The sequence below is a fragment of the Clavibacter phaseoli genome (assembly GCF_021922925.1).
GTDB lineage: Bacteria > Actinomycetota > Actinomycetes > Actinomycetales > Microbacteriaceae > Clavibacter > Clavibacter phaseoli.
This window is the reverse complement of the sequence record NZ_CP040786.1, coordinates 2,459,620-2,483,803: the sequence shown is the minus strand read 5'-3', so window position 1 is coordinate 2,483,803 and position 24,184 is coordinate 2,459,620. Positions and strand designations below refer to the sequence as shown.

At 74.7% G+C, this 24,184-nt stretch carries 22 protein-coding genes; 11 read left to right on the top strand and 11 right to left on the bottom strand.

The genetic code is table 11. The features are described 5' to 3' along the window. Positions 1 to 15: 15 nt before the first annotated feature. The gene (locus FGI33_RS11640; protein ID WP_237581925.1) at positions 16 to 3,006 is read left to right on the top strand and encodes a glycoside hydrolase family 2 TIM barrel-domain containing protein; all 2,991 of its coding nucleotides are present in this window, start codon (positions 16 to 18) and stop codon (positions 3,004 to 3,006) included. A gap of 122 nt (positions 3,007 to 3,128) precedes the next feature. Beyond that, positions 3,129 to 3,701 carry an NADPH-dependent FMN reductase gene (locus FGI33_RS11635; protein WP_119435607.1) on the top strand — a complete coding sequence of 191 codons (573 nt, stop codon included), beginning with the start codon at positions 3,129 to 3,131 and terminating at the stop codon, positions 3,699 to 3,701. 66 nt (positions 3,702 to 3,767) lie between these two features. Here the strand turns inward: FGI33_RS11635 and FGI33_RS11630 are convergent, their stop codons facing one another. Further along, positions 3,768 to 6,125 (bottom strand): beta-L-arabinofuranosidase domain-containing protein, encoded by a 2,358-nt coding sequence (locus FGI33_RS11630; protein ID WP_237581924.1) that lies wholly within the window; start codon positions 6,123 to 6,125, stop codon positions 3,768 to 3,770. Positions 6,126 to 6,308: 183 nt separating this feature from the next. On the opposite strand from FGI33_RS11630, the gene FGI33_RS11625 reads away from it, so the two are divergent. The 9 genes from FGI33_RS11625 to FGI33_RS11585 all read left to right on the top strand — a co-directional run bounded on the left by FGI33_RS11625 (position 6,309) and on the right by FGI33_RS11585 (position 16,240). Further along, a complete protein-coding gene (locus tag FGI33_RS11625) occupies positions 6,309 to 7,595 on the top strand; it encodes an ABC transporter substrate-binding protein (protein ID WP_220453067.1) in 1,287 nt (428 codons plus the stop codon). Beyond that, entirely contained in the window at positions 7,592 to 8,542 is a 951-nt protein-coding gene (locus FGI33_RS11620; protein ID WP_237581923.1) for a carbohydrate ABC transporter permease, read from the top strand. The genes FGI33_RS11625 and FGI33_RS11620 overlap by 4 nt, the downstream gene beginning before the upstream one ends. Continuing rightward, positions 8,539 to 9,447, top strand: a complete 909-nt coding sequence (locus FGI33_RS11615) for a carbohydrate ABC transporter permease (protein ID WP_237581922.1) — start codon at positions 8,539 to 8,541, stop codon at positions 9,445 to 9,447. The genes FGI33_RS11620 and FGI33_RS11615 overlap by 4 nt, the downstream gene beginning before the upstream one ends. A gap of 101 nt (positions 9,448 to 9,548) precedes the next feature. Further along, positions 9,549 to 10,598, top strand: a complete 1,050-nt coding sequence (locus tag FGI33_RS11610) for a LacI family DNA-binding transcriptional regulator (protein ID WP_237581921.1) — start codon at positions 9,549 to 9,551, stop codon at positions 10,596 to 10,598. Between the two features lie 99 nt (positions 10,599 to 10,697). Further along, positions 10,698 to 11,498: an NAD-dependent epimerase/dehydratase family protein gene (locus tag FGI33_RS11605; RefSeq protein WP_119435394.1), complete on the top strand. Its 801-nt coding sequence runs from the start codon at positions 10,698 to 10,700 to the stop codon at positions 11,496 to 11,498. A gap of 154 nt (positions 11,499 to 11,652) precedes the next feature. Continuing rightward, the gene (locus tag FGI33_RS11600; protein ID WP_119435395.1) at positions 11,653 to 12,630 is read left to right on the top strand and encodes a phosphate/phosphite/phosphonate ABC transporter substrate-binding protein; all 978 of its coding nucleotides are present in this window, start codon (positions 11,653 to 11,655) and stop codon (positions 12,628 to 12,630) included. A gap of 21 nt (positions 12,631 to 12,651) precedes the next feature. Beyond that, a complete protein-coding gene (gene phnC, locus FGI33_RS11595; protein WP_119435396.1) occupies positions 12,652 to 13,524 on the top strand; it encodes a phosphonate ABC transporter ATP-binding protein in 873 nt (290 codons plus the stop codon). Next, positions 13,521 to 15,269, top strand: coding sequence for a PhnE/PtxC family ABC transporter permease (locus FGI33_RS11590; protein ID WP_237581920.1), 1,749 nt, complete (start codon positions 13,521 to 13,523; stop codon positions 15,267 to 15,269). The genes phnC and FGI33_RS11590 overlap by 4 nt, the downstream gene beginning before the upstream one ends. A 59-nt stretch (positions 15,270 to 15,328) precedes the next feature. Further along, positions 15,329 to 16,240, top strand: coding sequence for an oxidoreductase (locus tag FGI33_RS11585; protein ID WP_119435484.1), 912 nt, complete (start codon positions 15,329 to 15,331; stop codon positions 16,238 to 16,240). A gap of 12 nt (positions 16,241 to 16,252) precedes the next feature. On the opposite strand, the gene FGI33_RS11580 is transcribed toward FGI33_RS11585, so the two are convergent. From FGI33_RS11580 to phnG, 10 genes are read right to left on the bottom strand one after another with little or no spacing between them, the layout of a single operon-like run. Further along, a complete protein-coding gene (locus FGI33_RS11580; RefSeq protein ID WP_119435483.1) occupies positions 16,253 to 16,870 on the bottom strand; it encodes a DapH/DapD/GlmU-related protein in 618 nt (205 codons plus the stop codon). Continuing rightward, positions 16,867 to 17,514: a phosphonate metabolism protein/1,5-bisphosphokinase (PRPP-forming) PhnN gene (gene phnN, locus FGI33_RS11575; protein WP_237581919.1), complete on the bottom strand. Its 648-nt coding sequence runs from the start codon at positions 17,512 to 17,514 to the stop codon at positions 16,867 to 16,869. Before phnN ends, FGI33_RS11580 begins: the two co-directional genes overlap by 4 nt. Continuing rightward, complete coding sequence (locus FGI33_RS11570) at positions 17,511 to 18,692, bottom strand: alpha-D-ribose 1-methylphosphonate 5-triphosphate diphosphatase (RefSeq protein WP_237581918.1); 1,182 nt, start codon at positions 18,690 to 18,692, stop codon at positions 17,511 to 17,513. Before FGI33_RS11570 ends, phnN begins: the two co-directional genes overlap by 4 nt. After that, positions 18,689 to 19,474 carry a DUF1045 domain-containing protein gene (locus FGI33_RS11565; RefSeq protein ID WP_119434732.1) on the bottom strand — a complete coding sequence of 262 codons (786 nt, stop codon included), beginning with the start codon at positions 19,472 to 19,474 and terminating at the stop codon, positions 18,689 to 18,691. Before FGI33_RS11565 ends, FGI33_RS11570 begins: the two co-directional genes overlap by 4 nt. Then, the gene (gene phnL, locus FGI33_RS11560) at positions 19,471 to 20,205 is read right to left on the bottom strand and encodes a phosphonate C-P lyase system protein PhnL (protein ID WP_237581917.1); all 735 of its coding nucleotides are present in this window, start codon (positions 20,203 to 20,205) and stop codon (positions 19,471 to 19,473) included. The genes FGI33_RS11565 and phnL overlap by 4 nt, the downstream gene beginning before the upstream one ends. 8 nt (positions 20,206 to 20,213) lie before the next feature. Further along, complete coding sequence (gene phnK / locus FGI33_RS11555) at positions 20,214 to 20,993, bottom strand: phosphonate C-P lyase system protein PhnK (protein ID WP_119434734.1); 780 nt, start codon at positions 20,991 to 20,993, stop codon at positions 20,214 to 20,216. Continuing rightward, positions 20,990 to 21,859 carry an alpha-D-ribose 1-methylphosphonate 5-phosphate C-P-lyase PhnJ gene (locus FGI33_RS11550; protein ID WP_119434735.1) on the bottom strand — a complete coding sequence of 290 codons (870 nt, stop codon included), beginning with the start codon at positions 21,857 to 21,859 and terminating at the stop codon, positions 20,990 to 20,992. Before FGI33_RS11550 ends, phnK begins: the two co-directional genes overlap by 4 nt. Further along, positions 21,856 to 23,019 (bottom strand): carbon-phosphorus lyase complex subunit, encoded by a 1,164-nt coding sequence (locus FGI33_RS11545; protein ID WP_119434736.1) that lies wholly within the window; start codon positions 23,017 to 23,019, stop codon positions 21,856 to 21,858. The genes FGI33_RS11550 and FGI33_RS11545 overlap by 4 nt, the downstream gene beginning before the upstream one ends. Beyond that, entirely contained in the window at positions 23,019 to 23,681 is a 663-nt protein-coding gene (phnH, locus tag FGI33_RS11540; RefSeq protein WP_237581916.1) for a phosphonate C-P lyase system protein PhnH, read from the bottom strand. The genes FGI33_RS11545 and phnH overlap by 1 nt, the downstream gene beginning before the upstream one ends. After that, complete coding sequence (gene phnG, locus FGI33_RS11535) at positions 23,678 to 24,169, bottom strand: phosphonate C-P lyase system protein PhnG (protein ID WP_086506846.1); 492 nt, start codon at positions 24,167 to 24,169, stop codon at positions 23,678 to 23,680. Before phnG ends, phnH begins: the two co-directional genes overlap by 4 nt. Positions 24,170 to 24,184 lie beyond the last annotated feature (15 nt).

Genomic DNA, 24,184 nt, shown 5'->3' with positions numbered 1-24,184 from the left:
AGCACGGAGACCCGCATGTCCCACCTCGACGACGTCGCCCCGGGATCCGCCTCGAGGCTCCCGCCGCGCGCGCGGTTCCGGACGGACGCGCCCGTCCACCCGCTCGACGGCGACTGGCGCTTCCGCCTGCTGCCCGAGGCGCCGGTCGAAGACGCCGGCCGCCCGCCCGAGGTCGCGGATCCGGCCCTCGACGACGCCGCGCTCGACGCGGCCGGCTGGACGACGCTGCCCGTGCCGTCGCACTGGGTGCTGCACGGCCACGGATCGCCCGCGTACACGAACCTGCAGTACCCGTTCCCCATCGACCCGCCGCACGTGCCCGACGCGAACCCGACCGGCGAGCACCGGCGGACCTTCGAGCTGCCGGCGTCGTTCGCGGACGCCGAGCGCGTGCTGCTGCGCACCGACGGGATCGAGGGGCTCGCGACGTTCTGGGTCAACGGCGTCGAGGCGGGCTGGACGACCGGCAGCCGCCTCGCGACCGAGCTCGACGTGACGGACCTGCTCGTGGCGGGCGTCAACCACCTCGGGATCCGCGTGCACCAGTGGTCGGCCGCCTCCTACCTCGAGGACCAGGACCAGTGGTGGCTGCCCGGGATCTTCCGCTCCGTCGAGCTGCTCGCGCGGCCCGTCGGCGCGCTCGACGACGTCCGGGTGCGGGCCGACCGCGACCCGGCCGACGGGTCCGGCTGCCTCCTCGTCGAGGTGGACGGCGCGTTCCCCGTCGTGGTGCGCGTGCCGGAGCTCGGGATCCACGTGACGTGGCAGACCGCGGCCGACGTCGCGCCCGTCGCGATCCCCGCCGTCGACGCGTGGAGCGCCGAGCGCCCGCGCCTCCACGACGCGACCGTGTCGTCGCCCGGCGAGACGGCGTCGCTGCGGATCGGCTTCCGCACGGTGCGCATCGAGGGCGACGCGCTCCTCGTCGACGGGCGGCGCCTCACCTTCCGCGGCGTCAACCGGCACGAGTCGCACCCGGAGCGCGGCCGCGTGTTCGACGAGGCGGAGGCGCGCGCCGACCTCGAGCTGATGAAGCGGAGCGGGATCGACGCGATCCGCACCTCGCACTACCCGCCGCACCCGCGCCTGATCGACATCGCCGACGAGCTCGGCCTCTGGGTCGTGCTCGAGTGCGACCTCGAGACGCACGGCTTCTGGGACGTCGAGTGGCGCGGCAACCCCTCCGACGACCCGCGCTGGCGCGACGCCTACCTCGACCGCATCGCGCGCACGGTCGGCCGCGACCGCAACCACCCGTCGATCGTGATGTGGTCGCTCGGCAACGAGTCCGGCACCGGGCGCAACATCGCGGCCATGTCGGCATGGGTGCGGCGCGCGGATCCCACCCGGCCCGTGCACTACGAGGGCGACCTGACGGGCGAGCACACCGACGTGTACTCGCGCATGTACCCGACGCTCGAGGAGATCGACTCGGTGTGCGGTACGCCCGTCGCGAGCGTCCACGAGACCACGGGCGCGACCGGCGCGAAGCAGCGCGCCAAGCCGTTCATCCTGTGCGAGTACGGGCACGCGATGGGCAACGGGCCCGGGTCCCTCGCCGACTACGAGGACGCGATCGACCGCTGGCCGCGCCTGCACGGCGGCTTCGTCTGGGAGTGGCGCGACCACGGGCTGCTCGCGCGCACCGCCGACGGCCGGCCCTTCCACGCGTACGGCGGCGACTTCGGCGAGCCCGTGCACGACGGCCCGTTCGTGATGGACGGGCTCCTCCTCTCCGACGGCACGCCCACGCCCGGCCTCGCGGAGCTCGCCGCGGTCATCGCGCCCGTGCGCGTGCGGGTGGCGGCCGACGGATCCGGCGTGCGGGTCGAGAACCGGCGGCACAGCGCGCCCACCGACGACGTGGACCTGGTCTGGATCCTCGCCCACGACGGCCGGCAGGTCGCCCGCGGGATCCTCGAGCACGCGCCCCTCGCGGCAGGCGACGCGACGACGATCCCGCTGCCCGTCGAGGCGCGCGCCGCCGGGCACGCCGAGGAGGCGCACGTGACGGTGCAGGTCGTCACACGACACGACGCTGCCTGGGCGGACGCGGGGCACGTCGTGTCGTCGCACCAGGCGCTCGTGCGCGATCGACCGGCGTCGCGACCTCGGCCCGCCGGGCGCTGGCGCGGGGACGCGCTCGGCGTCGGGACCTTCGACGCGCGCGGCGACCTGGTCGCGTGGGCCGGCGTGCCCGTCCGCGGTCCGCGCCTCGAGCTGTGGCGCGCGCCCACCGAGAACGACCGCGGGGCCGGCCAGGGATCCTACGAGCTGGCCGAGCCCGAGCTCACGCGCGGCCGCGGCGCCGAGGAGACGCCGCCGTCGGCCGACCGCTGGCGCGAGCGCGGGCTGCACCGGCTCACCCACCGGCTGCTCGGGACGAGCCGCACCGCCGACGGCCTCGAGACGCGGATGCGCGTGCAGGCCGCGCACTCCGGCGCGGGCGTCGACGTCGCCTTCCGCTGGACCTCGACCGACCGCGGCCTCCTGCTCGCGACCGAGGTCGTGCCGTTCGGCGTCTGGGACTGCACGTGGCCGCGGGTCGGCGTGCGCATCGACCTGCCGTCCGCGCTCGCCGAGCACCCGGTCGCCTGGCACGGGACCGGGCCGGGGGAGTCATACGCCGACAGCCGCGCGGCCGTGCGCGTGGGCCGCTTCGCGTCGAGCGTCGACGGCCTCGCGGTCGCCTACGCGCGCCCGCAGGAGACGGGCCACCGCCCGGGGCTGCGGTCGCTCGTGATCGGCGACGGATCCGCGACCCCGCTCACCGTGACGACCGTGCCCGACGCCGCCGGCCACCGCCCCGGCTTCCAGCTCTCCCGCTGGACCCCGCAGCAGATGACCGACGTCGGCCACCCGCACGAGCTGCCCGCGTCCGACGGGCTGCACCTCTTCCTCGACGACGCCCAGCACGGCCTCGGATCCCGCGCGTGCGGCCCCGACGTCCTCCCGCGGCACGCGCTCTGGCCGTCGCTGCGCACGTGGGAGGCGCTGCTGGGGTGAGGCGGCGCGGGTGCGGGCTGTCCGGGATCCGCGCGAGCCCCGGGCACCCGGCTGACGCCCACGCGCCGGCGCTAGGCTCCATGCACGCGCATGGAAGTGATCCATGCGGGAAGGAGCACCCCATGAGCACCACGTACCGTGTCGGCTACCTCGTCGGCAGCCTGTCGTCCACCTCCATCAACAGGGCCCTGTCGCTCGCGCTGGAGCGCCTCGGCGCGCAGGCCGGCCTCGAGCTCACCGAGATCCCGATCCAGCCGCTGCCCTTCTACAGCGCCGACATGGACGGGGACTACCCCCAGGTCGCGAACGAGTTCAAGGCGGCCATCGCGGACGCCGACGCCGTCATGATCGTCACGCCCGAGTACAACCGCTCGGTGCCCGGCGTGCTGAAGAACGCGCTCGACTTCGCGAGCCGCCCCTACGGCGAGAACGCGTTCCAGGGCAAGCCCAGCGCGGTCATCGGCACGTCCATCGGCGCGGTCGGCACGGCCGTCGCGCAGCAGCACCTCCGCAGCATCCTGTCGTTCCTCGCGTCGCCGGAGCTCTCGCAGCCCGAGGCGTACATCCAGACCACCGAGGGCCTCATCTCCCCCGAGGGCGAGATCTCGAACGCCGGCACCGAGGAGTTCCTCGTCGGCTGGCTGCAGGCGTTCCACGCGCACATCGAGCGCAACCTGCAGGCCGTCTCCGCGTAGTCGGCGCGACGCACGCGACGCGGGGCCCGGGCGGGATCGTCCGGGCCCCGCGGCGTGCGCCGGGGATCAGCGCCGCAGCTGGATCCCGAGCACGTCCCGCGTGCGCCCGCCCGGCGCCGCGTCCACGCGCACCGTGATCGTCCCGTCCGGGGATCCGGCGCGCATGGCCTCGGTGATCCGCACGTCGAGCGCGTCGTCGTCGGCCTCGCCGCCGACCTCGCGCGGGTCCGCGACCGCCTCCACGCCGCCGACGCGGATCGACTGGCCGACGGGGGCGGCGGCCGAAGCGGCACCGGCGGCGGCACCGTCCGCGGCCTCCCGCGCGTCCCGCCGCAGCCGCACGCGCACCGCGGTCGCCGTGGCGGTGGGATCCCGCAGCTCGTAGGAGAACCAGCCGGTCGCGCTCCGCCAGTGCACGCCGTCGGCGCCGCCGGCCCGCGTGCCCTCGCCGCGGAAGGCGTGGTCCACCTCGGGCTGCTGCTCGCCGGCGACCACCTCGTCGACCACGTCGCCGTCGGTGCCCGCGGCGTCCATGGCGCGCAGCTCGGCGGCGCGCGCGAGGGGATCCGCGCCCGTCGGCCACACCAGCGTGTACCGCTCGTCGTGGATCCCCGCGAACGGCTCGAGCGCGACCGCCACCCGCTCGCCGCCCCGCCACGCGTCGAGCCGGAACGCCAGCGCGGATCGGTCGACGAGGCTCACGGCGCTCGCGGGGTCGGTCGCGGTGATCACGGGCGTCCGCTCGAGCGGCACCTTCGGCGCGGGCGTCACGTGGCCCATGCGGGACCCCTCCGCGAGCGAGCCCGCGATCCCGTCCCGCCCGTCGCGCGAGGCGAGCGGCACGGGTCCGTACCGGAACGACGTCCAGGCGGATCCGTCGGGCAGCCCCTCCGCCCGCACCTCCATGCCGAGGTGCACGGTGACGACCGTCGTCCCGGACCAGGTGCGGCGGATCGGCACGTCGGCGGCACCGGGCACCACGGCGACCGGCTCCCCGCCGACGCGCACCTCCATCGACGTCGCCCAGCCGGGACGCCGCAGCCGCAGCTCCAGGTCGGCCTCCGCGGCGGCCTCGATCGTCACGGTCGCCGTGCCGGTGCGCACCACGTCGCCCTCGATGCGCGCCCGGATCCCGCGCGCGGCCCAGTCGAGCTCGGCCGGCACGTAGAGGTCGACGAGCAGCGCGTCGTCGCCGGCGTGCGCGAACACCTGCTCGCCGTAGCGCGCGTGGTTCTCCATCCCCGTGCCGACGCAGCACCACATCGACTCGCCGGCGACCGAGTAGACGCGGTGGTGCGCCGGCCGGAGCGAGGTGAAGTAGACGAGCCCGCCGTGCTCGGGGTGCTGCGTGGAGAGGACGTGCCCCAGCGTCGTGCGCTCGACCTGGTCGAGGATCGCCGCATCACCCGTGCGCTCGAAGCGGAGCCGCGCGAGCTCGAGCATGTTGTAGCTGTTGCAGGTCTCCGGCCCCTGCTCGTCGAGCACCATGGGCGCGAAGTCGCGCGACGGGTGGAAGTGCTCGCGCACGCTGTTGCCGCCGATCACCACGCTCCTGCGGTGCACGACCGAGTCCCAGAAGGCGTCGGACGCGGCGAGCAGGCGCTCGTCGCCCGTCATGCGGCCGAGCCGCTCGATGCCGATGACCTTGGGGATCTGCGTGTTCGCGTGCAGCCCGTCGAGCTCGTCGCGGCCGGCGGCGAGCGGATCCACGAGGGCGCGCTGCGCGAACCGCCGTGCCTCGGCGAGCAGGTCGGCGCGGCCGGTGATGCCCGCGAGCGTCGCGAACGCGTCGCACATGCCGCCGTGCTCGGTCGCGAGCATGCCCTCGAACGCGTCGTCGTCGAGGTGCGCGGAGACGCCGAGCCACCAGTCGGCCATGCCCTCCGCGAGGCGGAGCGCCCGCGCGGATCCCGTGTGCTCGTGCGCGTCGAGCAGCCCGCCGAGCGTCTTGTGCAGGTTGTAGAGCGGCACCCAGCGGCCCTCGAGGTCGAAGGTGTCCGCCTCGATCCGGCCCTCCGCGATGGTGCGGCCGAACTCGCGGCCGTCGGGCACGCCCCCGAGCCACCCGTCGCCGGCCGCCTCCTGGCAGCGCTCGAGCACGTCGAGCATGCGCTCGAGCCGGGGGAGGAGCCGCGGGTCGCCCGTCGCGGCGTGCAGCTGGGCGAGGGCGGAGATGGCGTGGCCGCCGATGTGCCCGTCGAGGCCGATCGCCTCCCAGCTGCCGTAGCCCGGCGCGGGCGAGTCGAGCCCCGCCTCGCGGAGGAACGGCGCGAGCAGCCGGTCGGGATCCAGGCGCAGCACGTGCTCGACGTCGGTGAGCTGCGCGTGCCGGAGCGGTCCGTCGCCGAGCCGCACGGCGGAGAGCGGGAAGCCCTGGACGGCGCCGATCGCGGCGGGATGCACGGGGACGGGGAGTGCGGTCATCGGGATCCTCGGCTCTCGGGGTGCGGGCGCGGCGGCGGTGCCAGGCCCGGTTCGACCCGCCCTTGACGGGCAGTACATCGATGCACATAATCTAGTACAACGATGTAGAAGGCGCCATGGCGGCGCGCGCGGCCTCCGGGCCGAGCCCCTCGGGGCCGACACGTCACGGACACGAGGAGCGCGATGAAGCGGACCACGACGAGGCTGGGCGCCGCGGCGACCCTGATGATCACGGGGCTCGCGCTCAGCGGCTGCTCGGCCGGACCGGGCGACCGGGGCGACGGCACCGTGGAGCTCTGGATCCGCGACTACGAGAAGGCGCTCGTCGAGCCGCTCGCGGAGGCGTACAACGCCACGCACGAGACGCAGGTCGAGATCACGCTGGTGCCGTCGCCCAGCTACGTGCAGAAGCTCGCGACCTCCATCGCGGGCGGCGACCCGCCGGACGTGGCCGCGCTCGACCTGGTCTTCACGCCCTACTTCGCGCAGGCCGGCGCCCTCGTCGACATCACCGACCGGGTCGACGGGCTCGGCTACGCCGACGATTTCAGCCCGGCGCACGCGTCCGTCTCCTCGTTCGAGGACCGCACCTACGCCGTGCCGTTCACGGGCGACGTGTCGGTGCTCTTCTACAACAAGGCGCTCTTCGCCGAGGCCGGGCTCGACCCGGAGGACCCGCCGACGACGCACGCCGAGATCCGGGAGGCCGCGAAGGCCATCACCGCGCTCGGCGACAGCACCTACGGCTACTCCATCCCCGGCGCGTGCGGCGGCTGCCTGATCTTCGGGTTCACGCCGCTCATCTGGGGCAGCGGCGGCGACGTGCTCTCGGCCGACGGCCGCACCGCCACGCTCGACAGCCCGGAGGTGACGGAGGCGCTCGAGCTCATGCGCGGCATGTGGACCGACGGCAGCATGCCGTCGCTCGCGCGCACCGACGCCGGCCCGAACACCGCGACCGCGTTCCAGCAGGGCACGGTCGGCATGATCGCCGACGGCACCGCCACCATGGGCGCGCTCGTGGCCGGCGGCACGGTCGACTTCGGCGTGACCCCGCTACCCGGCAAGGACGGCGGATCCGCGTCCTTCGGCGGCGGCGACACCCTCGCCATCCTCGAGGGCTCGGACGACGTCGACGCCGCGTGGGAGTTCGTGGAGTGGGCCACGGGCGACGAGGCGCAGACGATCCTCGCGGAGCAGTCCGTGGTGCCCATCCGCACCGACCTGCTCGACGAGGTCTACGTGCCGCAGGACCCGCGCTACGCCGTCTTCGCGGACGCGCTCCGGGTCGGCCACGTGCCGTTCAGCCCGGTCGAGAACGAGCTGTTCAACGACAACAACGGGGTCTGGGTCAACCTGATCTCGCAGTCCGTGTTCGGCGGCGGGATCCCGGAGGCGCAGCGCGAGGCCCAGGCCGAGGCGCAGCGCATCCTCGACTCCGTCGTCTACGTCGAGGAGGACGAGAAGTGACCGCACCCGTGATCACCCGGCTGGAGGGCGCCGTCGCGTCCCCGGCGCGCAGCGCGGTGCGCGACCGCGGCGGCATGGCCAGGAGGAGGCGCCGCACCGGGATGCTCCTGGTGCTGCCGGCGCTCGTGATGCTCCTCACGTTCTTCATCTGGCCGTTGATGCGCACCGTCGCGATGTCGACGTACACCTGGCCGCTGCTCGGCAACCGCGCCTTCACGGGCCTCGCGAACTACGCCGAGGCGTTCCAGGACGCCGCCTTCCTCAAGGCGGTGGGCTTCACGCTCGTCTACACGGCGGTCGTGACCCCGGTCCTGCTCGTGATCGGCTTCGCGCTCGTGCTCCTCATCCAGCGCCGCACGCGCACCGCCCGCGTCTTCCAGTCGATCTTCTTCCTGCCGGTCGTGGTGGGCCTCGCGTCCGCGAGCTACCTGTTCCTCTTCATGTGGCAGCCGGTCATCGGGCCGACGATGAAGGCGATCGCCGGCGTCGGCCTCCTCGACGTGTCGACGAACATGTTCGGCGGACCCGTGACCGCGTTCCTCGTGGTCGTCAGCATGGTCGCCTGGAAGTCGGCGGGGCTGCAGATGCTGCTCCTGCTCTCGGGCTTCCAGTCGATCCCGCAGGAGGTGAACGAGGCGGCCGAGGTGGACGGCTCCACGCGCTGGCAGCGGTTCGTCTACATCACGCTCCCGCTGCTGCGGCCGACGCTCGCGCTCGTGCTGGTCTTCAGCGTGGCCGGGTCCCTGCTGGCGTTCGACCAGTTCTACATCATGACCGCGGGCGGCCCGGACAACGGCACCATCACCGCCGTCTACGAGATCTACCGCTCCTCGTTCATCCGGCTCGACCTCGGCTACGGGGCCGCGCTCTCCATCATCCTCATGGTCGTCCTCGGCCTCGTCAGCGCAGCCCAGATGCTGCTCCTCCGAAACTCGGACCACGCATGAGCACCTCAGCCCCCACCCGCCCCGCCTCCTCCGTCCCCGCCGGGGACGCGTCCCCGCCCCGCGCCGGCCGCGACCGCGACGCCCGCGGCCTCGGCGCCGTCCGCGCCTCGATGCCGCGCCTCGCCTGGTACGTCGCGTGCGGCTGCGTCGCGCTCCTCTTCCTCTACCCGCTCGGGATCATGCTCGGCACGGCGCTCACCGCGCAGGACGGCTCGATCGGGCTCGGGAACCTGCAGCGCCTCCTCACGCCGACCGGCGGGCTCGACCTCGTGACGAGCCTCCGCAACAGCGTCTTCGTGTCGCTGCTGGTGACCGCCGTCACGGTCGTGGTCTCGACGCTGGCCGGGTACGCGTTCGCCCGCCTGCCGTTCCGGGGGAGCGACGTCGTGTTCTTCGTCGTGCTGATCACGTTCATGATCCCGTTCCAGGCGATCATCACGCCGCTGTTCCTGACGCTCATCGAGCTCGACCTCGACAACAGCCTCGTCGGGCTCTCGCTCGTGCTCGCGACGTTCAACCTGCCGTTCGGGATCTTCCTCATGCGGAACTCGTTCGCCGCGGTGCCGGCGAGCCTCGAGGAGGCCGCGCTCATCGACGGGAACACGCCGCTGCAGGCCATGCGGCGCGTCATGCTCCCCATCGCGATCCCCGGCGTCGTCTCGACCGCGCTGCTCACCTTCTTCTCCGCGTGGAACGACTTCTTCGCGACGCTCATCCTCATCACGGACCAGAGCCTGTACACGCTGCCGGTGAGCCTCAACATCCTCTCGGCCGGGCAGAACAACACGGTCGACTGGGGGCTGATGCAGACGGGCGTCGCCGTGACGGTGCTCCCGTGCGTCGTCCTCTACCTGCTGCTGCAGCGCTACTACGTGGCCGGCCTCATCAGCGGCGCGGTGAAGTAGGGCCGCCCTCGGCCGCCGAGGCCTCCCGCCGCCCGCCGGGCGTGCGAGGCTGGGGCGGCGTGCGGCGACCCGGGACCGCGCGGTCACACGAGGGGGAGCGCATGGCGGCCACGATGAGCGACGTCGCGAAGGCCGCGGGCGTCTCCATCAAGACCGTGAGCAACTTCTTCAACGGCTACCCGTACATGCGCGACGAGACCCGCGCGCGGATCGAGGCGGCGGTCGCCGAGCTCGGCTACCGGATGAACGTCTCCGCCCGGAACCTCCGCTCGGGCCGGTCGCGCATGATCGCGCTCGTGATCCCCGAGCTCGACAGCGCGTACCTGGCGCCGCTCGCGCAGGACGTCATCGACGCGGCCGACGAGCTCGGCCTCAGCGTCCTCGTCGAGACCACGGCGGGGCGGCGCGACCGCGAGATCGGGGCGCTCTCCGGCCTGCACCGCCAGGTGCTCGACGGCGTGATCTACGAGCCGCTCGCGCTCCACCAGGAGGACGCGGGCGTCATCGACCTGAACGTGCCGCTCGTGATGATCGGCCAGCGCTTCCTCGAGGGCCTCGCCGACCAGGTGCTCATCGCCGACCGCGACGCCGCGCGCGCCGCGGTCGCGCACCTCGTCGAGACCGGCCGGCGCCGCATCGCGCTCATCGGCGTGCGCGAGGCCGACGAGCCGTCCGGATCCGCGCTCCGGCAGCGCGGGGCCGAGGAGGCGCTCGCCGCGGCGGGCATCCCCGTCGACCCGCGCCTCCAGGTGGATCCCGGCCCCTGGCGCCGCGAGTCCGGCGCCGCTGCCATGGCCGGCCTCCTCGACGACGGCGTCGAGATCGACGCCGTCTTCGGCTTCAACGACTCGCTCGCGCTCGGCGCCCAGTGGATGCTCCAGGAGCGCGGCCTCCGCGTGCCCGAGGACGTCGCCGTCGCGGGCCTCGACGACACCGCCGACTCCCGCTTCGCGCAGCCGCCGCTCACCACCGTGTCGCCGGGCCGCCGCGCCATCGCGCGTCGCGCGGTCGAGATGCTGGCCGAGCGGATCGAGCGGGGAGCGGACGCGGGCGCGTTCCGCACCGAGACGATGGGCTTCGAGCTGCTCGTGCGGGGGTCGACGGTCGCGCGCGCGGGGGCACGGCCGTCGACCGCCGCGGCCCCGTCCTAGGGCGCGCGATCCCGGCGGGCGCTGGCCGTCCGCCCGCCCGTCGCCCAGGATGGGAGGACGGCCGCGCCGCGCGGCGCTTCGACGACGAGGGGATGCGACATGGGCACGATCACGATCACGGGAGGGTCCGGCCGGATCGCCACGAGCATCCGCCCGCTGCTCGTCGCCGCCGGGCACGAGCTGCGGCTGCTCGACGTGGTGGCGCCGCCGACGCCGCTCGCGGCGGGGGAGACGTCGGCCATCGTCGACACGACCGACGTCGACGCGTGCACGGAGGCGTTCCGCGGATCCGACCTCGTGGTGCACCTCGCGGCGCACGCGGCCGAGCGGCCGTGGGAGGCGATCCAGGCGGTCAACAACGACGGCGCGCACGCGGTGCACGAGGCGGTCGTGCGTGCGGGGGTGCCGCGGATCCTCGCGGCCAGCTCCATCCACGCCGTCGGCTTCCTGCCCGCGACCGAGGCGGCGCGCGAGGACGTGCCCGCGCCCCGGCCCGACACCTTCTACGGCCTGAGCAAGGTGCTTCTCGAGGGGCTCGGCAGCCTGTACGCCGACCGGAACGGGCACGTCGTGGTGAGCGTCCGGATCATGACGGCCGAGCCCGAGCCGTCCCAGGCCCGCAGCGTCTCGACCTGGCTCTCGCCGGGCGACGCGGCACGGCTCGTGGAGGCCGTGCTGCGGTGGGACGAGCCCGGCCACCGCATCGTCTGGGGCGTCTCCCGGAACACGCGCCGCTGGGTGTCGCTCGCCGCGGGCGAGGCGATCGGCTACCACCCGGAGGACGATGCCGAGGTCTTCGCGCACCGGTTCCCGGAGCTCGGGGAGGACACGTCGCCGCCCGCGGGCGTGCTGATCGGGTCGATCTTCACGACGGTGGAGCTGGGCTCCGACATGGGGTGACGCCGCCGCTACGGAGCGAGATGTCTGCTCTTCCAGACAAGTTCACGGATCCGCCATCTGGGCAGCACGGCGGTTCCATCCCGCGTTCCTAGCTTCGAGATCGACCCGCGCACTCCCCTCACCGCTCGCGGGTACCGACTCGAGAGGCACGCCCATGTCCCCGTCCCGCCGCACCCGCATCGGAGCCCTCGCGGCCTCCGCCCTGATCACCGCCCTCGCGCTCTCCGGCTGCGCCGCCGGCGGGTCCGACGCCTCCTCCGGATCCGCCGCCGCCGCGAGCGACGGCACCTGGGCCAAGTCCGAGGGCACGCTGGTCTTCGGCGCCGTCCCCGACCAGGCCGGATCCGACTCCAACAACAAGCCGCTCGAGGACTACATCGCCAAGGAGACGGGCCTCAAGGTCGAGTACTACCCGACCGCCGACTACACCGCCCTCATCGCGGCCGCCGTCGCCGGCAAGGTCGACCTGATGAGCTCCGGCGCCCTGCAGTACGTCATGGCGACGAACAAGGGCGCCGAGATCGAGCCGGTCGCCGCGACGCTCACCTCCGCCGAGGTCACCGACCCCGGCTACTACTCCGAGGCGATCGTGCCGAAGGGATCCTCGATCACCGACCTCGCGGGCGCGAAGGGGAAGACGGTCTGCTTCGTCGACCCGAACTCCACCTCGGGCTTCCTCTTCGGCCTGCAGCAGCTGCAGAAGGCCGGCCTCGACGTCGACAGCTCCGGCACGGACGCCAACGGCAACCCGACCTTCGCGGACTTCACGCCCTACTTCGCGGGCGCGCACGACAAGTCGGCGCAGGCCGTCGCGTCCGGCCAGTGCGACGTCGGATTCGCCGAGGACTCGGTCGCCGAGCCCCTCGCGGCCTCCGGCCAGGTCACCGTGATCGGCAAGGCGTACGTCCCCGGCGGGCCGCTCTCCATCTCCTCGACGCTGCCCGCCGACGTGAAGGCGAAGCTCACCGCCGCGCTCCAGGGCGCGACGCCCGACGCGATCCAGGCCGCCGGGATCACGCTCACCGACGGCTTCTCGAAGGGCTACTTCGGCGCTCAGCCGGAGGACGCGTCCTACTACTCCGGGATCGCGGACCTCTGCGAGTCCATCCCCGCCGCCAAGTGCGCGAAGTGACCCGGACGGACTGATCCGGCCATGGCCACCACGACGACCTCCCCGCTCGTCTCCGTCTCCGGGCTCACCAAGGCCTTCGGCAGCATGCGGGCGCTCCACGACGTCGACCTGACCGTCGAGCGCGGGGAGGTCGTCGTGCTCCTCGGCCTGTCCGGCTCGGGCAAGTCGACCCTCCTCCGCCACCTCGACGGCCTCGAGCTCCCGACCGCCGGCAGCGTGCGGGTCTTCGACCAGGACGTCGCCGCCCTCGGCCCGCAGGGGCTCCGCGCGCTCCGCGGCCGCGTCGCGATGATCTTCCAGCAGTTCGAGCTCGTGCCCTCGCTGACGGTGCTCGAGAACGTGCTGACGGGCGCGCTCGGCCGCCTGCGCGGCCCGCGGCTCGGCATCTGGACCTACCCCCGCGCTGCGCGCACCGAGGCGCTCGGCCACCTCGACCGCGTGGGCCTCCTCGAGAAGGCCTACGAGCGCGCCGACCGGCTCTCCGGCGGGCAGCAGCAGCGCGTCGCCATCGCGCGCGCCCTCATGCAGCGGCCCGAGATCCTGCTCGCCGACGAGCCCGTCGCGAGCCTGGATCCCGAGTCGAGCGAGCAGGTCATGCGGCTCATCCGGGAGATCGCCGCCGACGACGGGCTCACCGTGGTGTGCAGCCTGCACCAGGTGGACCTCGCGCTCGGCTGGGGCGACCGCATCGTCGGGCTCCGGCACGGCGAGGTCGTGCTCGACACCCCCACCCGGGACCTCGGCAAGGCCGAGGTGATGGAGATCTACGGGCGCGTGGCGTCGACGACCGCTTCGCTCGCCGCCATCGCGGTCGAGCTGGGCGGCGACGCGGCGGCCGCGCTCGCCGGATCGGCCGAGGCCGCCGCCGCGTCGCGCGCGGACGGCCGCCCGTGACCGCGGTCGCCGAGCGCCCTGGCCCCGCACCCCTCGACGCCGCGCCCGGCGTCGAGGAGCGCGCGCCCCGGCCGCGCCGGTCGCGGCAGCGGACGCTCGCGCTCGTGGTGGTGCTCGGGATGGTCGCGTTCTCCGTCCACGCGCTGACGACGCTCGACTTCTCCTGGTCGGACATCGCCCGCAGCGCCGACAACGCGGTCAAGGTGCTGTCGCGCATGGACCCGATCAGCTTCCCGCCCCTCGCCGACCTCGTGTACCTGATCGGCCTCACGCTCGGGATCGTCGTGCTCGGCACGCTCGCGGCGGCCATCGTCTCGGTCCCGGTCGCCTACGCGTCCGCGCGGAACACCACGCCCGCGCCGTGGCTGCGCGGGCTCGGCCGCACGATCGGCGTCGTGACCCGCGCGGTCCCCGACGTCGTGCTCGCCCTCGCGTTCGCGCTCGCCTTCGCGCTCGGCAGCCCGCTGCCCGGGATCCTCGCCATCGGGATCCACTCCATCGGCATGATCTCCAAGCTCTTCGCCGACGCCATCGAGCAGGTCGACGAGGGGCCCCAGCTCGCGATCCGCACCACGGGCGGCACCCGGGCGCAGGAGTTCTGGTCGGGCGTCTTCCCGCAGGTGCTGCCGTCGTGGATCGCCACGGTGCTGCATCGCTTCGACATCAACCTCCGCGGATCCGCGATCCTCGGCTACGCCGGCGTGGGCGGGCTCGGCTACGCCATGAAGGTCGCGTTCGCCCAGTTCCCGACCGGGTACGGCCGCGGGCTCGGGATCGCGATCGTCATCTTCGCGCTGTGCGTGCTGCTGGAGGTCGTCTCGTCGTCGATCCGCCGCAGCGCGCTCGGCGTGCGCCCGACCGGGCGCGGTCTCGGCGACCGCATCGTGCGCCGCGTCACGCGGGGCCGGGCTGATGCGTCGCCGTCCGCGAGCGCCGCCCCGGCGCGCGTCGTCACCGTCGCGTCCATGCAGCGGCGGCCGTGGACGCCCGACCGGGTGCGCACGGTCGCGTGGTCGGCGCTCGCGGTGATCGTCGTCGTGGGCGGCTACCTCATGGCGGACGTCGACCTCAGCCAGATCACGTGGGAGTACTTCATCCCCACCTTCCAGAGCTTCTGGCCGCCGAGCACCGGCACGCACACGCTCGGCGAGTTCGGCGAGGCGCTGCTCGTCACGATCCAGGTGGCGTTCGCCGCGGCGCTGCTGTCGGTCGTGCTCGCGCTGGTCGTCGGATCCCTGGCCGCGCGGAACGTCGCGCCGAGCCCCGCCGTGCGGAACGCCTCGCGCGTCGTGCTCGTCCTCTTCCGCGGCGTGCCCGAGCTGGTGCTGGCGATCCTCCTCATCATGATCACGGGGCTCGGCGACCAGGCCGGCGTCGTCGCGCTCGCGTTCGGCGGCGTGGGGCTCCTCGGCAAGCTCATCGCGGACTCCTTCGAGGAGGTCGACGCGGGACCGGAGCGCGCGCTCACCGCCGTCGGCGCGACCCGCGGGCAGCGCTTCCTCGCGGCGACCTGGCCGCAGGGCCTGCCGTCGCTCGTCGGGAACTCGCTCTACCTGGTCGACACGAACATCCGGGCGGCCACGATCCTCGGCATCGTCGGCGGCAGCGGCATCGGGTTCCACCTGACGAACGCGTCCTCGGTGATGACCCTGCACGGGCAGGTGACGACGCTCGTCGCCATGGTGTTCGTGAGCGTGCTCGCGGTGGAGGGCCTCGCGGCCTGGCTGCGGCGCGTCTACCGGTGACGCGGCCGGGCGCGCCGGGGCGTAGCGTCGCGGGCATGGGACGCGCGGATCGGCCGGGGATGACGGATGCGTCGGCCGCGCCCGCCCGGCCCTCCGTCGCCGTCGTCGGCCCCGGCGCGATCGGCACGTCCGTCGCCGCCGCGCTGCACGAGGCGGGGGTGCCCGTGCTCCTCTGCGGCCGCAGCGCGCGCGAGCGGCTCGAGCTGCGGACGGGGGACGGGACGACGATCGTGGTCCCCGGCCCCGTGCGCACGGATCCGACCGGCGTGACGGCGCCCGTCGACCTCGTGCTGCTCGCCGTGAAGGCCACGCAGATCGAGGCGGCGGCGCCGTGGCTCGCGGCCCTGTGCCACGCGGGGACGGTGGTCGCCGTGCTGCAGAACGGGATCGAGCAGGTCGAGGACGTCGCGCCGCACGTGCCGGGCTGCCCGGTCGTGCCCGCGGTGGTGTGGTTCCCCGCGGAGGCGCTGGCCGACGGATCGGTGCTGCTCCGCGGCACCCCGCGCCTCACGCTGCCCGACGTGCCGGCGGCGCGCGTCGTCGTCGACGCGCTGGCCGGCGGCCGGTGCGCGGTCGAGATGGCCGCCGACTTCCGCACGGTCGCCTGGCGGAAGCTCGTGCAGAACGCGGTCGCGGGGATCATGGCCGCCACGGGTCGGCGGGCGGGCGTCTACCGGCGGGACGACGTCGCGACGCTCGCCCGGGCCTACGGGCGGGAGTGCCTCCGGGTGGCGCGCGCCGAGGGCGCCGACCTCGACGACGACGTGGCGGACCGGATCGTGGACGACTTCCGCGCGGCCCCCGTCGACCAGGGCACCTCGATCCTCGCCGACCGGGACGCGGGCCGGCCGCTCGAGTGGGAGGCCCGCAACGGCATCATCCTGCGGCGGGCCCGGGCGCACGGCCTGCCGACGCCCCTCGGCGACGTGCTCGTGCCGCTCCTGGCGGCCGCGAGCGACGGCCCGGGCTGACCCCGCGGGGCGTCAGCCCTCGTAGCGCTCCAGGAACGCCTCGATCGGCAGCGCGCGGAAGTCGTCCAGGCGCGCGCGCAGGGTCGCGTGGTCCCAGTCCCACCAGGCGAGCGCGCGCAGGCGCTCGGCGATCTCCGGGGGCTGGCGGAAGCGGATCACGGTGGCGGGCACCCCGGCGACGATCGCGTAGTCCGGCACGTCGCGCGTGACGATCGCCCCCGACGCGACGACCGCGCCGTCGCCGACGCGCACGCCGGGCTTGATCATGGCGCCGTGCCCGATCCACGTGTCGTGGCCGATGCTCGTGCGGCGGGAGCGGCGGTGCGCGAAGAACTCCGCGTCGTCCTCGACGTCGTCCCAGTACATGGTGCTGCGGTACATGAAGTGGTGCAGCGTCGCCCGGTCGAGCGGGTGGTCGGTGGCCCCGACGCGCACGGCGCTCGCGATGTTCGCGAAGCGGCCGACGTCGGCGTGCGCGAGGTCGCAGAGGCGGTCGCAGTAGCTGTAGTCGCCGATCACGGTGTCGAGCAGGCGCGTGCCCGCGCCGATCTGCGTCCAGCGGCCGAGCTCGCTGCCGGACATGGCGACGTCGGGGCCGATCTCGGGCCGCTCCCGGAGCTTCGTGGTCATGGGGTCTCCGTCCGTCCGCGGGGCGCGGGGTCGAGGGGGTGGGGGATGAGGAGGTCGTCGGGCGCCGCGAGAGCGTCCGCGAGGGCCGACGCGATCGCGCGGAGCAGGGCGGCGCCGCCCTGCTCGACCGTGCCGTGGTTCCGCACCTCGTGGTCGGCGACGCGGCCGGGCGACGGGTCCGCGCGCGCCAGCCGGCGGGCGATGTCGTCCTCGGGCTCGCGGCCGCGAGCGCGCAGGCGGTCGGCGCGCACCTCGTCGGATACCGTGATCCGCACCACCACGAGCCGGGCGTAGCGCGCGTCGAGGGTGTCGAGCATGCCGCGGGAGACGTTGGCGACGACGGCGGCGCCGCGGCGCACGGCGTCGTCGGCCGCGGCGGGGATCCCGTAGCGCAGCCCGTGCGCGCGCCAGGTGACGGCGAACGCGCCGCGCGCCTCGGCCGCGGCAAACTCCTCCTCGTCGACGGCGTCGAAGTCCTCGCCCGGGCCGGGCGGACGGGTGATGGCGCGGCGCGGGAACGCCGCCTCCGGGCCGCTGGCCGCGCGGGCGGCCGCGAGCAGGGCGTCCTTGCCCACGCCGCTGGCGCCGACGACGGCGACGAAGGGGCCGGGGCCCACGGGCGCGGGCGTGCGCGGATCCGTCACGACACCCGCGCCCCGCGCCGGAGGACCGCGCGGACGACGGGGACGGTCCGGCCGCCCGGGTGCCGCTCGCTCGCGTCGATGCGGTGGCGGTGGACGCGCACCAGGTCGGCGCGCGCGCCCACCCGGATCACGCCGCGGTCGTCGAGCCCCACGGCGCGCGCCGGGTTGCCGCTGACCAGCCTCACGCCCTCGGTGAGGGGGAGGATCCCGTCCGCGTCCATCTGCACGACGGCCTGCAGCGGGCTCGCGGGCACGTAGTCGGAGGAGAGGACGTCGAGGAGGCCGAGCGCCAGCAGCTCGGTCGCCGCGACGTTGCCGGACTGGCTGCCGCCGCGCACGATGTTCGGCGCGCCCATCACGATGAGCTGGCCGTGCGCGCGCGCGGCGCGGGCGGCGACCACGGTGGTCGGGAACTCGGAGATGCGCACCCCGAGCGCCGCGGACTCCTCGACGTGCGCGACGGTGGCGTCGTCGTGGGCCGCGAGCGCGACGCCGCGGGCCGTCGCCATCGCGGCGATCGCCTGGCGGTTGGGCGCCGAGTGCTCCTCCGCGACGGCCTGGAGCTCCTCCATGAGGGCGCCGATCCCGCTCGCCTGCACGCGGCCCTTGCCGACCATGTAGCGCGTGAACGCCTCGACGTCCGCGTACTGGCGCTGGCCCGGCGTGTGGTCCATGAGCGAGGCCAGGCGGAGGGACGAGATGTCGTCGAAGGCCCGGAACTCGGCGATCGTCTCGGGCGCCGCGACCTCGCAGCGCAGGTGGATGAGGTGCTCCGCGCGCAGGAGCCCCGCGCGTCCCGCGTGCTCGATGGCCTCCGCGAGCGACCGGGACAGCGTGGTCGCGTCCTCGCGGCCCTCGAGGGTGCCGATGCGGATCGCGTCGAAGACCGTGGTGACGCCCGCGCCGCTCAGCTGCGCGTCGTGCGCGAGGACCGCGGGCACCGGATCCCAGCGCGTGCCCGGCCGGGGCTGCGCGTGCGACTCGAGGTGGTCGGTGTGCAGCTCGACGAGCCCGGGGATGAGGAGGTCGCCGTCGAGGTCGTCGCCCGGGCCGTCGATGGCGCCGGGGGCCGCGGGGGAGACATCGGCGACGAGGCCGTCGCGGATCAGGACGGATCCGTGCAGCACCTCGTCGTCGAGGACGATGCGGGCGTTGCGCAGGACGGTCTCGCGGCTCATCGGGTTCCTTCGGGGTCGGGCGCCGGGATGGCGCGGGGGTCGAGCGGGTCGGACGGGTCGCGGCGGTCGAGCGGGGCACGCAGCGGGTGGACGGAGCGCAGGCGGAAGGGCGCGCCGGGCGCGTCCTCGACGAGGAGCGCGAGCGCGTCGACGGCGACCGGGCGGTCCACGGCCTCGGCGAACCAGGCCGCGAGCGCGGCCTCGGCGCGGGGGAGGGCGGCGGTCGGGATCCGGTCGGTGAGGGTCAGGTGGAAGCGGAACCGGTCGAGCACGTGCGGGTAGCCCCACGCCGCGAGGAGCTCGCGCTGCCGGGGGCTCAAGGACGCGGGATCCCGGCGGGCCGTCTCCGCCTCCGTCGGCGGAGCGCGGAACGCGTCGAGGCCCGTGACGACGTCCGCGGCGAGCGCGTGCAGCGCGGGGGAGTGCCGGGTCGGCACGAGCGCGAGGAACCCGTCGAGCGGCTGGACCCGCAGGGCGGGCACCACGACGCGGTCCCGGTCGGCCCCGAACCGGGCCACCGCCTCGTCGAGCCCGTCGAGGTCGCGCCCCTCGGCGAGGCGGAAGGGCGGCTTGAGCGTGCCGTGGAAGCCGTAGCGGCGGGCGTCGACCGTGATCGCGTCGACCTCGTCGCGGGTCCAGCCCGCGGGCGCGGCGGGGGCCGGGGGCGTGGATCCGCCGACGACGGACCGCCCGAGCCACGCCTCGGCGCGCTCGCGCAGCAGGATCCCGGCCGGGTCGTCCGAGCCGATTCCCGGCACCGCGTATACCGCGACGCGGGTCATCGGACGGCCGCCGCGACGGCCGGCACGAACGCCTCCACGTCCACGGCCCGGTCGGCGACCGCGGCCCGCACCTCGGCGTCGTGGAAGATGCCGAGCATGCCGACGCCGGCGGCGCGCTTCTCGGCGATCAGGTCGACCACCACGTCGCGGTTCCGGGCGTCGAGCGACGCGGTCGGCTCGTCGAGCAGGAGCAGGGGCAGCTCCGGCAGGAACCCGCGGGCGACGTTCACGCGCTGCTGCTCGCCGCCCGAGAAGGTCGCGGGCGGCAGCGACCACAACCGCTCCGGGATCGACAGCCGGGTGAGGATGCGCGCCGCCCGGTCGCGCGCGTCCTCCGCGTCGACGCCGCGCTCGACGAGCGGCTCGGCCACCACGTCGAGCGTGCCGACGCGCGGGACGCAGCGGAGGAACTGGCTCACGTAGCCGACGGCGTCGCGGCGGGCGGCGAGCACGGCGCGCGGCGGGGCCGTGGCCATGTCGACGTCGCCGCCCGGCGCGTGCACCACGATGCGGCCGCGGTCGGCGAGGTAGTTGCCGTAGACGAGCTTGAGGACCGTCGACTTCCCGGCCCCGGACGCGCCGCCGAGGACGACGGCCTCGCCGCGGCCGACGGCGAACGAGAGGCCATCGAGCACGGCGAGCCGCTGGCCGCCCTGCAGGTGCATGGTGAAGGTCTTGCCGACGCGGTCGACGGTGAGGATCGGGGCGGTCGCGGGCGCGGGTCCGGTCATGGGGCGGATCATCCTTGCAGGATCGAGGAGACGAGCAGCTGGGTGTAGGCGGCCTGCGGGTCGTCGAGGACCCGGTCGGTGAGGCCCGACTCGATGACGCGGCCGTCCTTCATCACGAGCGTGCGATGCGAGATGAGGCGGGCGACGGCGAGGTCGTGGGTGACGATCACGACCGCGAGGCCGAGCTCCGCCACCAGGCCGCGGATCAGGTCGAGCAGGCGCGCCTGCACGGAGACGTCGAGGCCGCTCGTGGGCTCGTCCATGAAGACGAGCCGCGGCGAGACGACGAGGTTCCGGGCTATCTGCAGCCGCTGCCGCATGCCGCCGGAGAACGTCGTCGGGTGGTCGTCGATGCGGTCGACGGGGATCTCCACGTGCCGCAGCCACTCGGCCGCGGTCTCGCGGATCCGCCCGTAGTGCCGCCACCCGTTCGTCATGAGCGGCTCGCCGACGTTGCCGCCCGCGCTCACGTGCATGCGCAGGCCGTCGGCGGGATCCTGGTGCACGAAGCCCCACTCGCTGCGCCACAGCCGGCGCACCGCGCTCTCGGGCAGGTCGGCGAGCTCGACGGTCTCGCCGTCGGCCAGCCGGTAGCGGATGCTCCCCTCGCTGAGCGCGAGCCGCTGGGACAGGGTGCCGAGCAGGGTCGACTTCCCGGATCCGGATTCGCCCACGACCGCGAGGACCTCGCCCGGGTGCAGGTCGAAGTCGACGTCGCGGCAGCCGTAGCGGTCGCCGTAGCGGTGGGCGGCCCCGCGGACCTCGAGCAGCGGTCGGTCGTCGCTCATGCGCGCGCCTCCTCGTCGTGGGCGCGGGCGGCCTCGACCGTGCGCTCGCAGTGGTCGGTGTCGGAGCAGACGAACATCGACGCGCCCCGGTCGTCGGTGATGACCTCGTCGAGGTACACGCCGGTGGACCCGCAGATCGCGCACGGGTCGGCGAAGGACTGCGGCTCGAACGGGTGGTCCTCGAAGCCGAGGCTCTCCACGCTCGTGTACGGCGGCACCGCGTAGATCCTCTTCTCCCGGCCGGCGCCGAACAGCTGGAGCGCCGGGCTCATGTGCATCTTCGGGTTGTCGAAGCTCGGGATGGGGGACGGCGCCATGAGGTACCGGCCGGCGACCATCACGGGGTAGTCGTACGTCTTGGCGACGTGCCCGAAGCGCGCGATGTCCTCGTAGAGCTTCACGTACATCAGCCCGTACTCCTCGAGCGCGTGCAGGCGCCGGGTCTCCGTCTCGCGCGGCTCGAGGAAGCGCAGCGGCTCCGGCATGGGCACCTGGTAGACGATGACCTGGCCCTCGGCGAGCGGCGTCTCCGGGATGCGGTGGCGGGTCTGGATCACGGTGGCCTCGTCGGTGCGCGTGGTCGTGGCGACCCCGGCGACGGAGGCGAAGAACTGCCGGATGGAGACGGCGTTCGTGGTGTCGTCCGCGCCCTGGTCGATGACCTTCAGGACGTCGCCATCGCCGATCACGGCCGCCGTGACCTGCACACCGCCCGTGCCCCAGCCGCGCGGCATGGGGACCTCGCGGCTCGCGAACGGCACCTGGAAGCCCGGGATCGCGACGGCCTTGAGGAGCGCGCGGCGGATCATGCGCTTGGTCTGCTCGTCGAGGTAGCCGAGGTTGTAGCCGATGAGGGAGGAGCTCATGCGCGGGCCCCCGCTCCGGCCGGGACGGCGGCGGGCGCGGCGTCGGCGGGCGCGTCCTCGGGCGCCGCTTGGGACGGCCCCGCCTGCGCCTCCCGCCGCTCGCGCCACTCGCGGGCCAGCCGGCGGACGAGCGCGAGCTCGGCCTGGAAGTCCACGTAGTGCGGGAGCTTGAGGTGCTCGACGAAGCCCGTCGCCTGCACGTTGTCGCAGTGGCTGATCACGAACTCCTCGTCCTGAGCGGGGGCGGTCACGCGCTCGCCGAGCTCGTCGGCGCGGAGGGCCCGGTCGACGAGCGCCATCGACATCGCCTTGCGCTCGCTCCGCCCGAAGGCGAGGCCGTAGCCGCGGGTGAACTGGGCCGGCCGGTCGGCGCTGCCCGTGAACTGGTTGACCATCTGGCACTCGGTGACCTCGATCCGCCCGAGCGGCACCGCGAAGCCGAGCTCCGGGGCGTCGAGCTCCACCTCGACCTCGCCGACGCGGATCTCGCCCGCGAACGGGTGCGTCGTGCCGAAGCCGCGCTGCGTGGAGTAGCCGAGCCCGAGGAGGAAGCCCTCGTCGCCGCGGGCGAGGGCCTGCAGGCGCTCGGCGCGGGTCATCGGGTAGACCGTCGGCTCGCGCGTGATGTCGGCGGGCTCCTCGTCGTCCTGGCCGGGGTGGGAGTCGGGCTCGATCAGCGCGCTCGCGCCGAGGAGGTCGGCCACGCGCGGCATCGCGGCGCCCGCGTCCGCATCGGCGTCGCGCGACGTCACCGGCGCCGCCTCGGCGTCGGTGAAGAGGCGGTGCGTGTAGTCGAAGGTCGCGCCGAGCTGCTGGCCGCCCGGCAGGTCCTTGAACGTCGCGGAGACGCGGCGCTGCGGCGGGAGCCCGGCGGTGTCCACCGGCAGCGTGCACCCGAAGCGCGGCAGCGTCGTGCGGTAGGAGCGCAGCAGGGTCACGGCCTCGAGCACGTCGCCCTGCGCTTGGATGAGGGCGCGCGCGGCGAGCTCCGGGTCGTGCAGCGAGCCCTCCGTCATCACGCGGGAGACGAGGACGCCGAGCTGGCCGGCCACCTGCCCGGCCTCGATCCGAGCGGATCCGGGGGCACCCCGGCCCTCGGCGGCGAGCAGGGCGTGCGCGGCGGCGATCGCCCGCTCCCCGCCCTTGACGGCGACGTACATCAGGCCTCCGATCGGGGGTCGACCGCCCGGAGGCGGGTGGTGCGGGGGAGCGCGGCGACGGATCCCGCGTCGACGAGTAGCAGGTCGACGCCGCGCGGGAAGCGCTCGCCGTTCGCGCGCCAGGCGTCGAGGAGGGCGTCGTCGGCCCAGGGGGCGTCGGCGATCGCGTGCCCGTCGATGCCGGGGCCCTCGGCGCGGATCCGCCGGGCGCCGACCGCGTCGCGCACGTCGAGGAGCGCGGTCGCGGAGCGGTGCGGCTCCTCGTCGGTGCCGGCGGCGAGCTCCGCGAGCGGGGGCAGCGACGACGGGTCGGCGAGCACGAAGTCGGCCTCGGCCGCCGCGGTGACGAGGCGCACGCCCGTGTGGAACGTGAGCCAGGAGGTCACCTCGGCGTCGGCCGCGCGACGCGGGTCGAGCCACAGCGCCGACTCCTCGTCGAGCACGGTGAGGGCGACGGCGCCGAGCCCCGGGCCGAGGCCGGCGGGCGCCTCGGCGGGGCCCGTGAGCGGGTGGATCCGCGTCGGGTGCGCGAGCGCGTCGAGCAGCGCGCGGAAGGCGGCCTGCGCGCCGCGCGTCGCGTCGCCGAACCCCGGAGCGGGGATGCCGGGGGCGGGGACTCCGGGCGCGCGGTCGCCGGGCGCGCGGCCCGTCGCGGCGGTCACCCGTTCTCCCGGGCGACGGTGAAGAAGTCCACGAGCGTGCTGCGGGCCTCGGCGGCGCGGACGTCGTCCGCCTCGGCGCGCGCCCGCTCGAGCGGCGCGACGACCTCGGCGAGCACGCGGTCGTGCAGGCCGGCGTCGAGCAGCATCCCGTCGAACAGGGCGGCGAGGCGCGCGTGCTCGAGGTCGGATCCGAGGACGTACGAGCTGCCGAGGGCATCCGCCGCCATGGCCGGGCCGTGCAGCCGGAGGGTGGCGCGCGTGACGGTGGCCTCGCCGAGGTTGAAGCGCGCGCCGCCGGCGTCGACGCGGCCGCGCACCATGACGAGCCCGGCCTCGGGACCCCGGATGTGCTGCACGCAGGGCTTGGGCTCCCACGCCGTCCACGCGGCGTCGAGGGCTCCGACGTCGGCGGCGGAGAGGACGCGCATCCAGCGCTGCCGGGCGGCGACGTCCTCCCGTCCGGTGCTGCTGGTCGTGGTCGTCGTCATCGCCGCGATCCCTCC

Coding starts and splice junctions, on each gene's coding strand:
- FGI33_RS11640 (WP_237581925.1), top strand. CDS start 16: ATGTCCCACCTCGACGACGTCGCCCCGGGATCCGCCTCGAGGCTCCCG.
- FGI33_RS11635 (WP_119435607.1), top strand. CDS start 3,129: ATGAGCACCACGTACCGTGTCGGCTACCTCGTCGGCAGCCTGTCGTCC.
- FGI33_RS11630 (WP_237581924.1), bottom strand. CDS start 6,125: ATGACCGCACTCCCCGTCCCCGTGCATCCCGCCGCGATCGGCGCCGTC.
- FGI33_RS11625 (WP_220453067.1), top strand. CDS start 6,309: ATGAAGCGGACCACGACGAGGCTGGGCGCCGCGGCGACCCTGATGATC.
- FGI33_RS11615 (WP_237581922.1), top strand. CDS start 8,539: ATGAGCACCTCAGCCCCCACCCGCCCCGCCTCCTCCGTCCCCGCCGGG.
- FGI33_RS11610 (WP_237581921.1), top strand. CDS start 9,549: ATGGCGGCCACGATGAGCGACGTCGCGAAGGCCGCGGGCGTCTCCATC.
- FGI33_RS11605 (WP_119435394.1), top strand. CDS start 10,698: ATGGGCACGATCACGATCACGGGAGGGTCCGGCCGGATCGCCACGAGC.
- FGI33_RS11600 (WP_119435395.1), top strand. CDS start 11,653: ATGTCCCCGTCCCGCCGCACCCGCATCGGAGCCCTCGCGGCCTCCGCC.
- phnC (WP_119435396.1), top strand. CDS start 12,652: ATGGCCACCACGACGACCTCCCCGCTCGTCTCCGTCTCCGGGCTCACC.
- FGI33_RS11585 (WP_119435484.1), top strand. CDS start 15,329: ATGACGGATGCGTCGGCCGCGCCCGCCCGGCCCTCCGTCGCCGTCGTC.
- FGI33_RS11580 (WP_119435483.1), bottom strand. CDS start 16,870: ATGACCACGAAGCTCCGGGAGCGGCCCGAGATCGGCCCCGACGTCGCC.
- FGI33_RS11570 (WP_237581918.1), bottom strand. CDS start 18,692: ATGAGCCGCGAGACCGTCCTGCGCAACGCCCGCATCGTCCTCGACGAC.
- FGI33_RS11565 (WP_119434732.1), bottom strand. CDS start 19,474: ATGACCCGCGTCGCGGTATACGCGGTGCCGGGAATCGGCTCGGACGAC.
- phnL (WP_237581917.1), bottom strand. CDS start 20,205: ATGACCGGACCCGCGCCCGCGACCGCCCCGATCCTCACCGTCGACCGC.
- phnK (WP_119434734.1), bottom strand. CDS start 20,993: ATGAGCGACGACCGACCGCTGCTCGAGGTCCGCGGGGCCGCCCACCGC.
- FGI33_RS11550 (WP_119434735.1), bottom strand. CDS start 21,859: ATGAGCTCCTCCCTCATCGGCTACAACCTCGGCTACCTCGACGAGCAG.
- FGI33_RS11545 (WP_119434736.1), bottom strand. CDS start 23,019: ATGTACGTCGCCGTCAAGGGCGGGGAGCGGGCGATCGCCGCCGCGCAC.
- phnG (WP_086506846.1), bottom strand. CDS start 24,169: ATGACGACGACCACGACCAGCAGCACCGGACGGGAGGACGTCGCCGCC.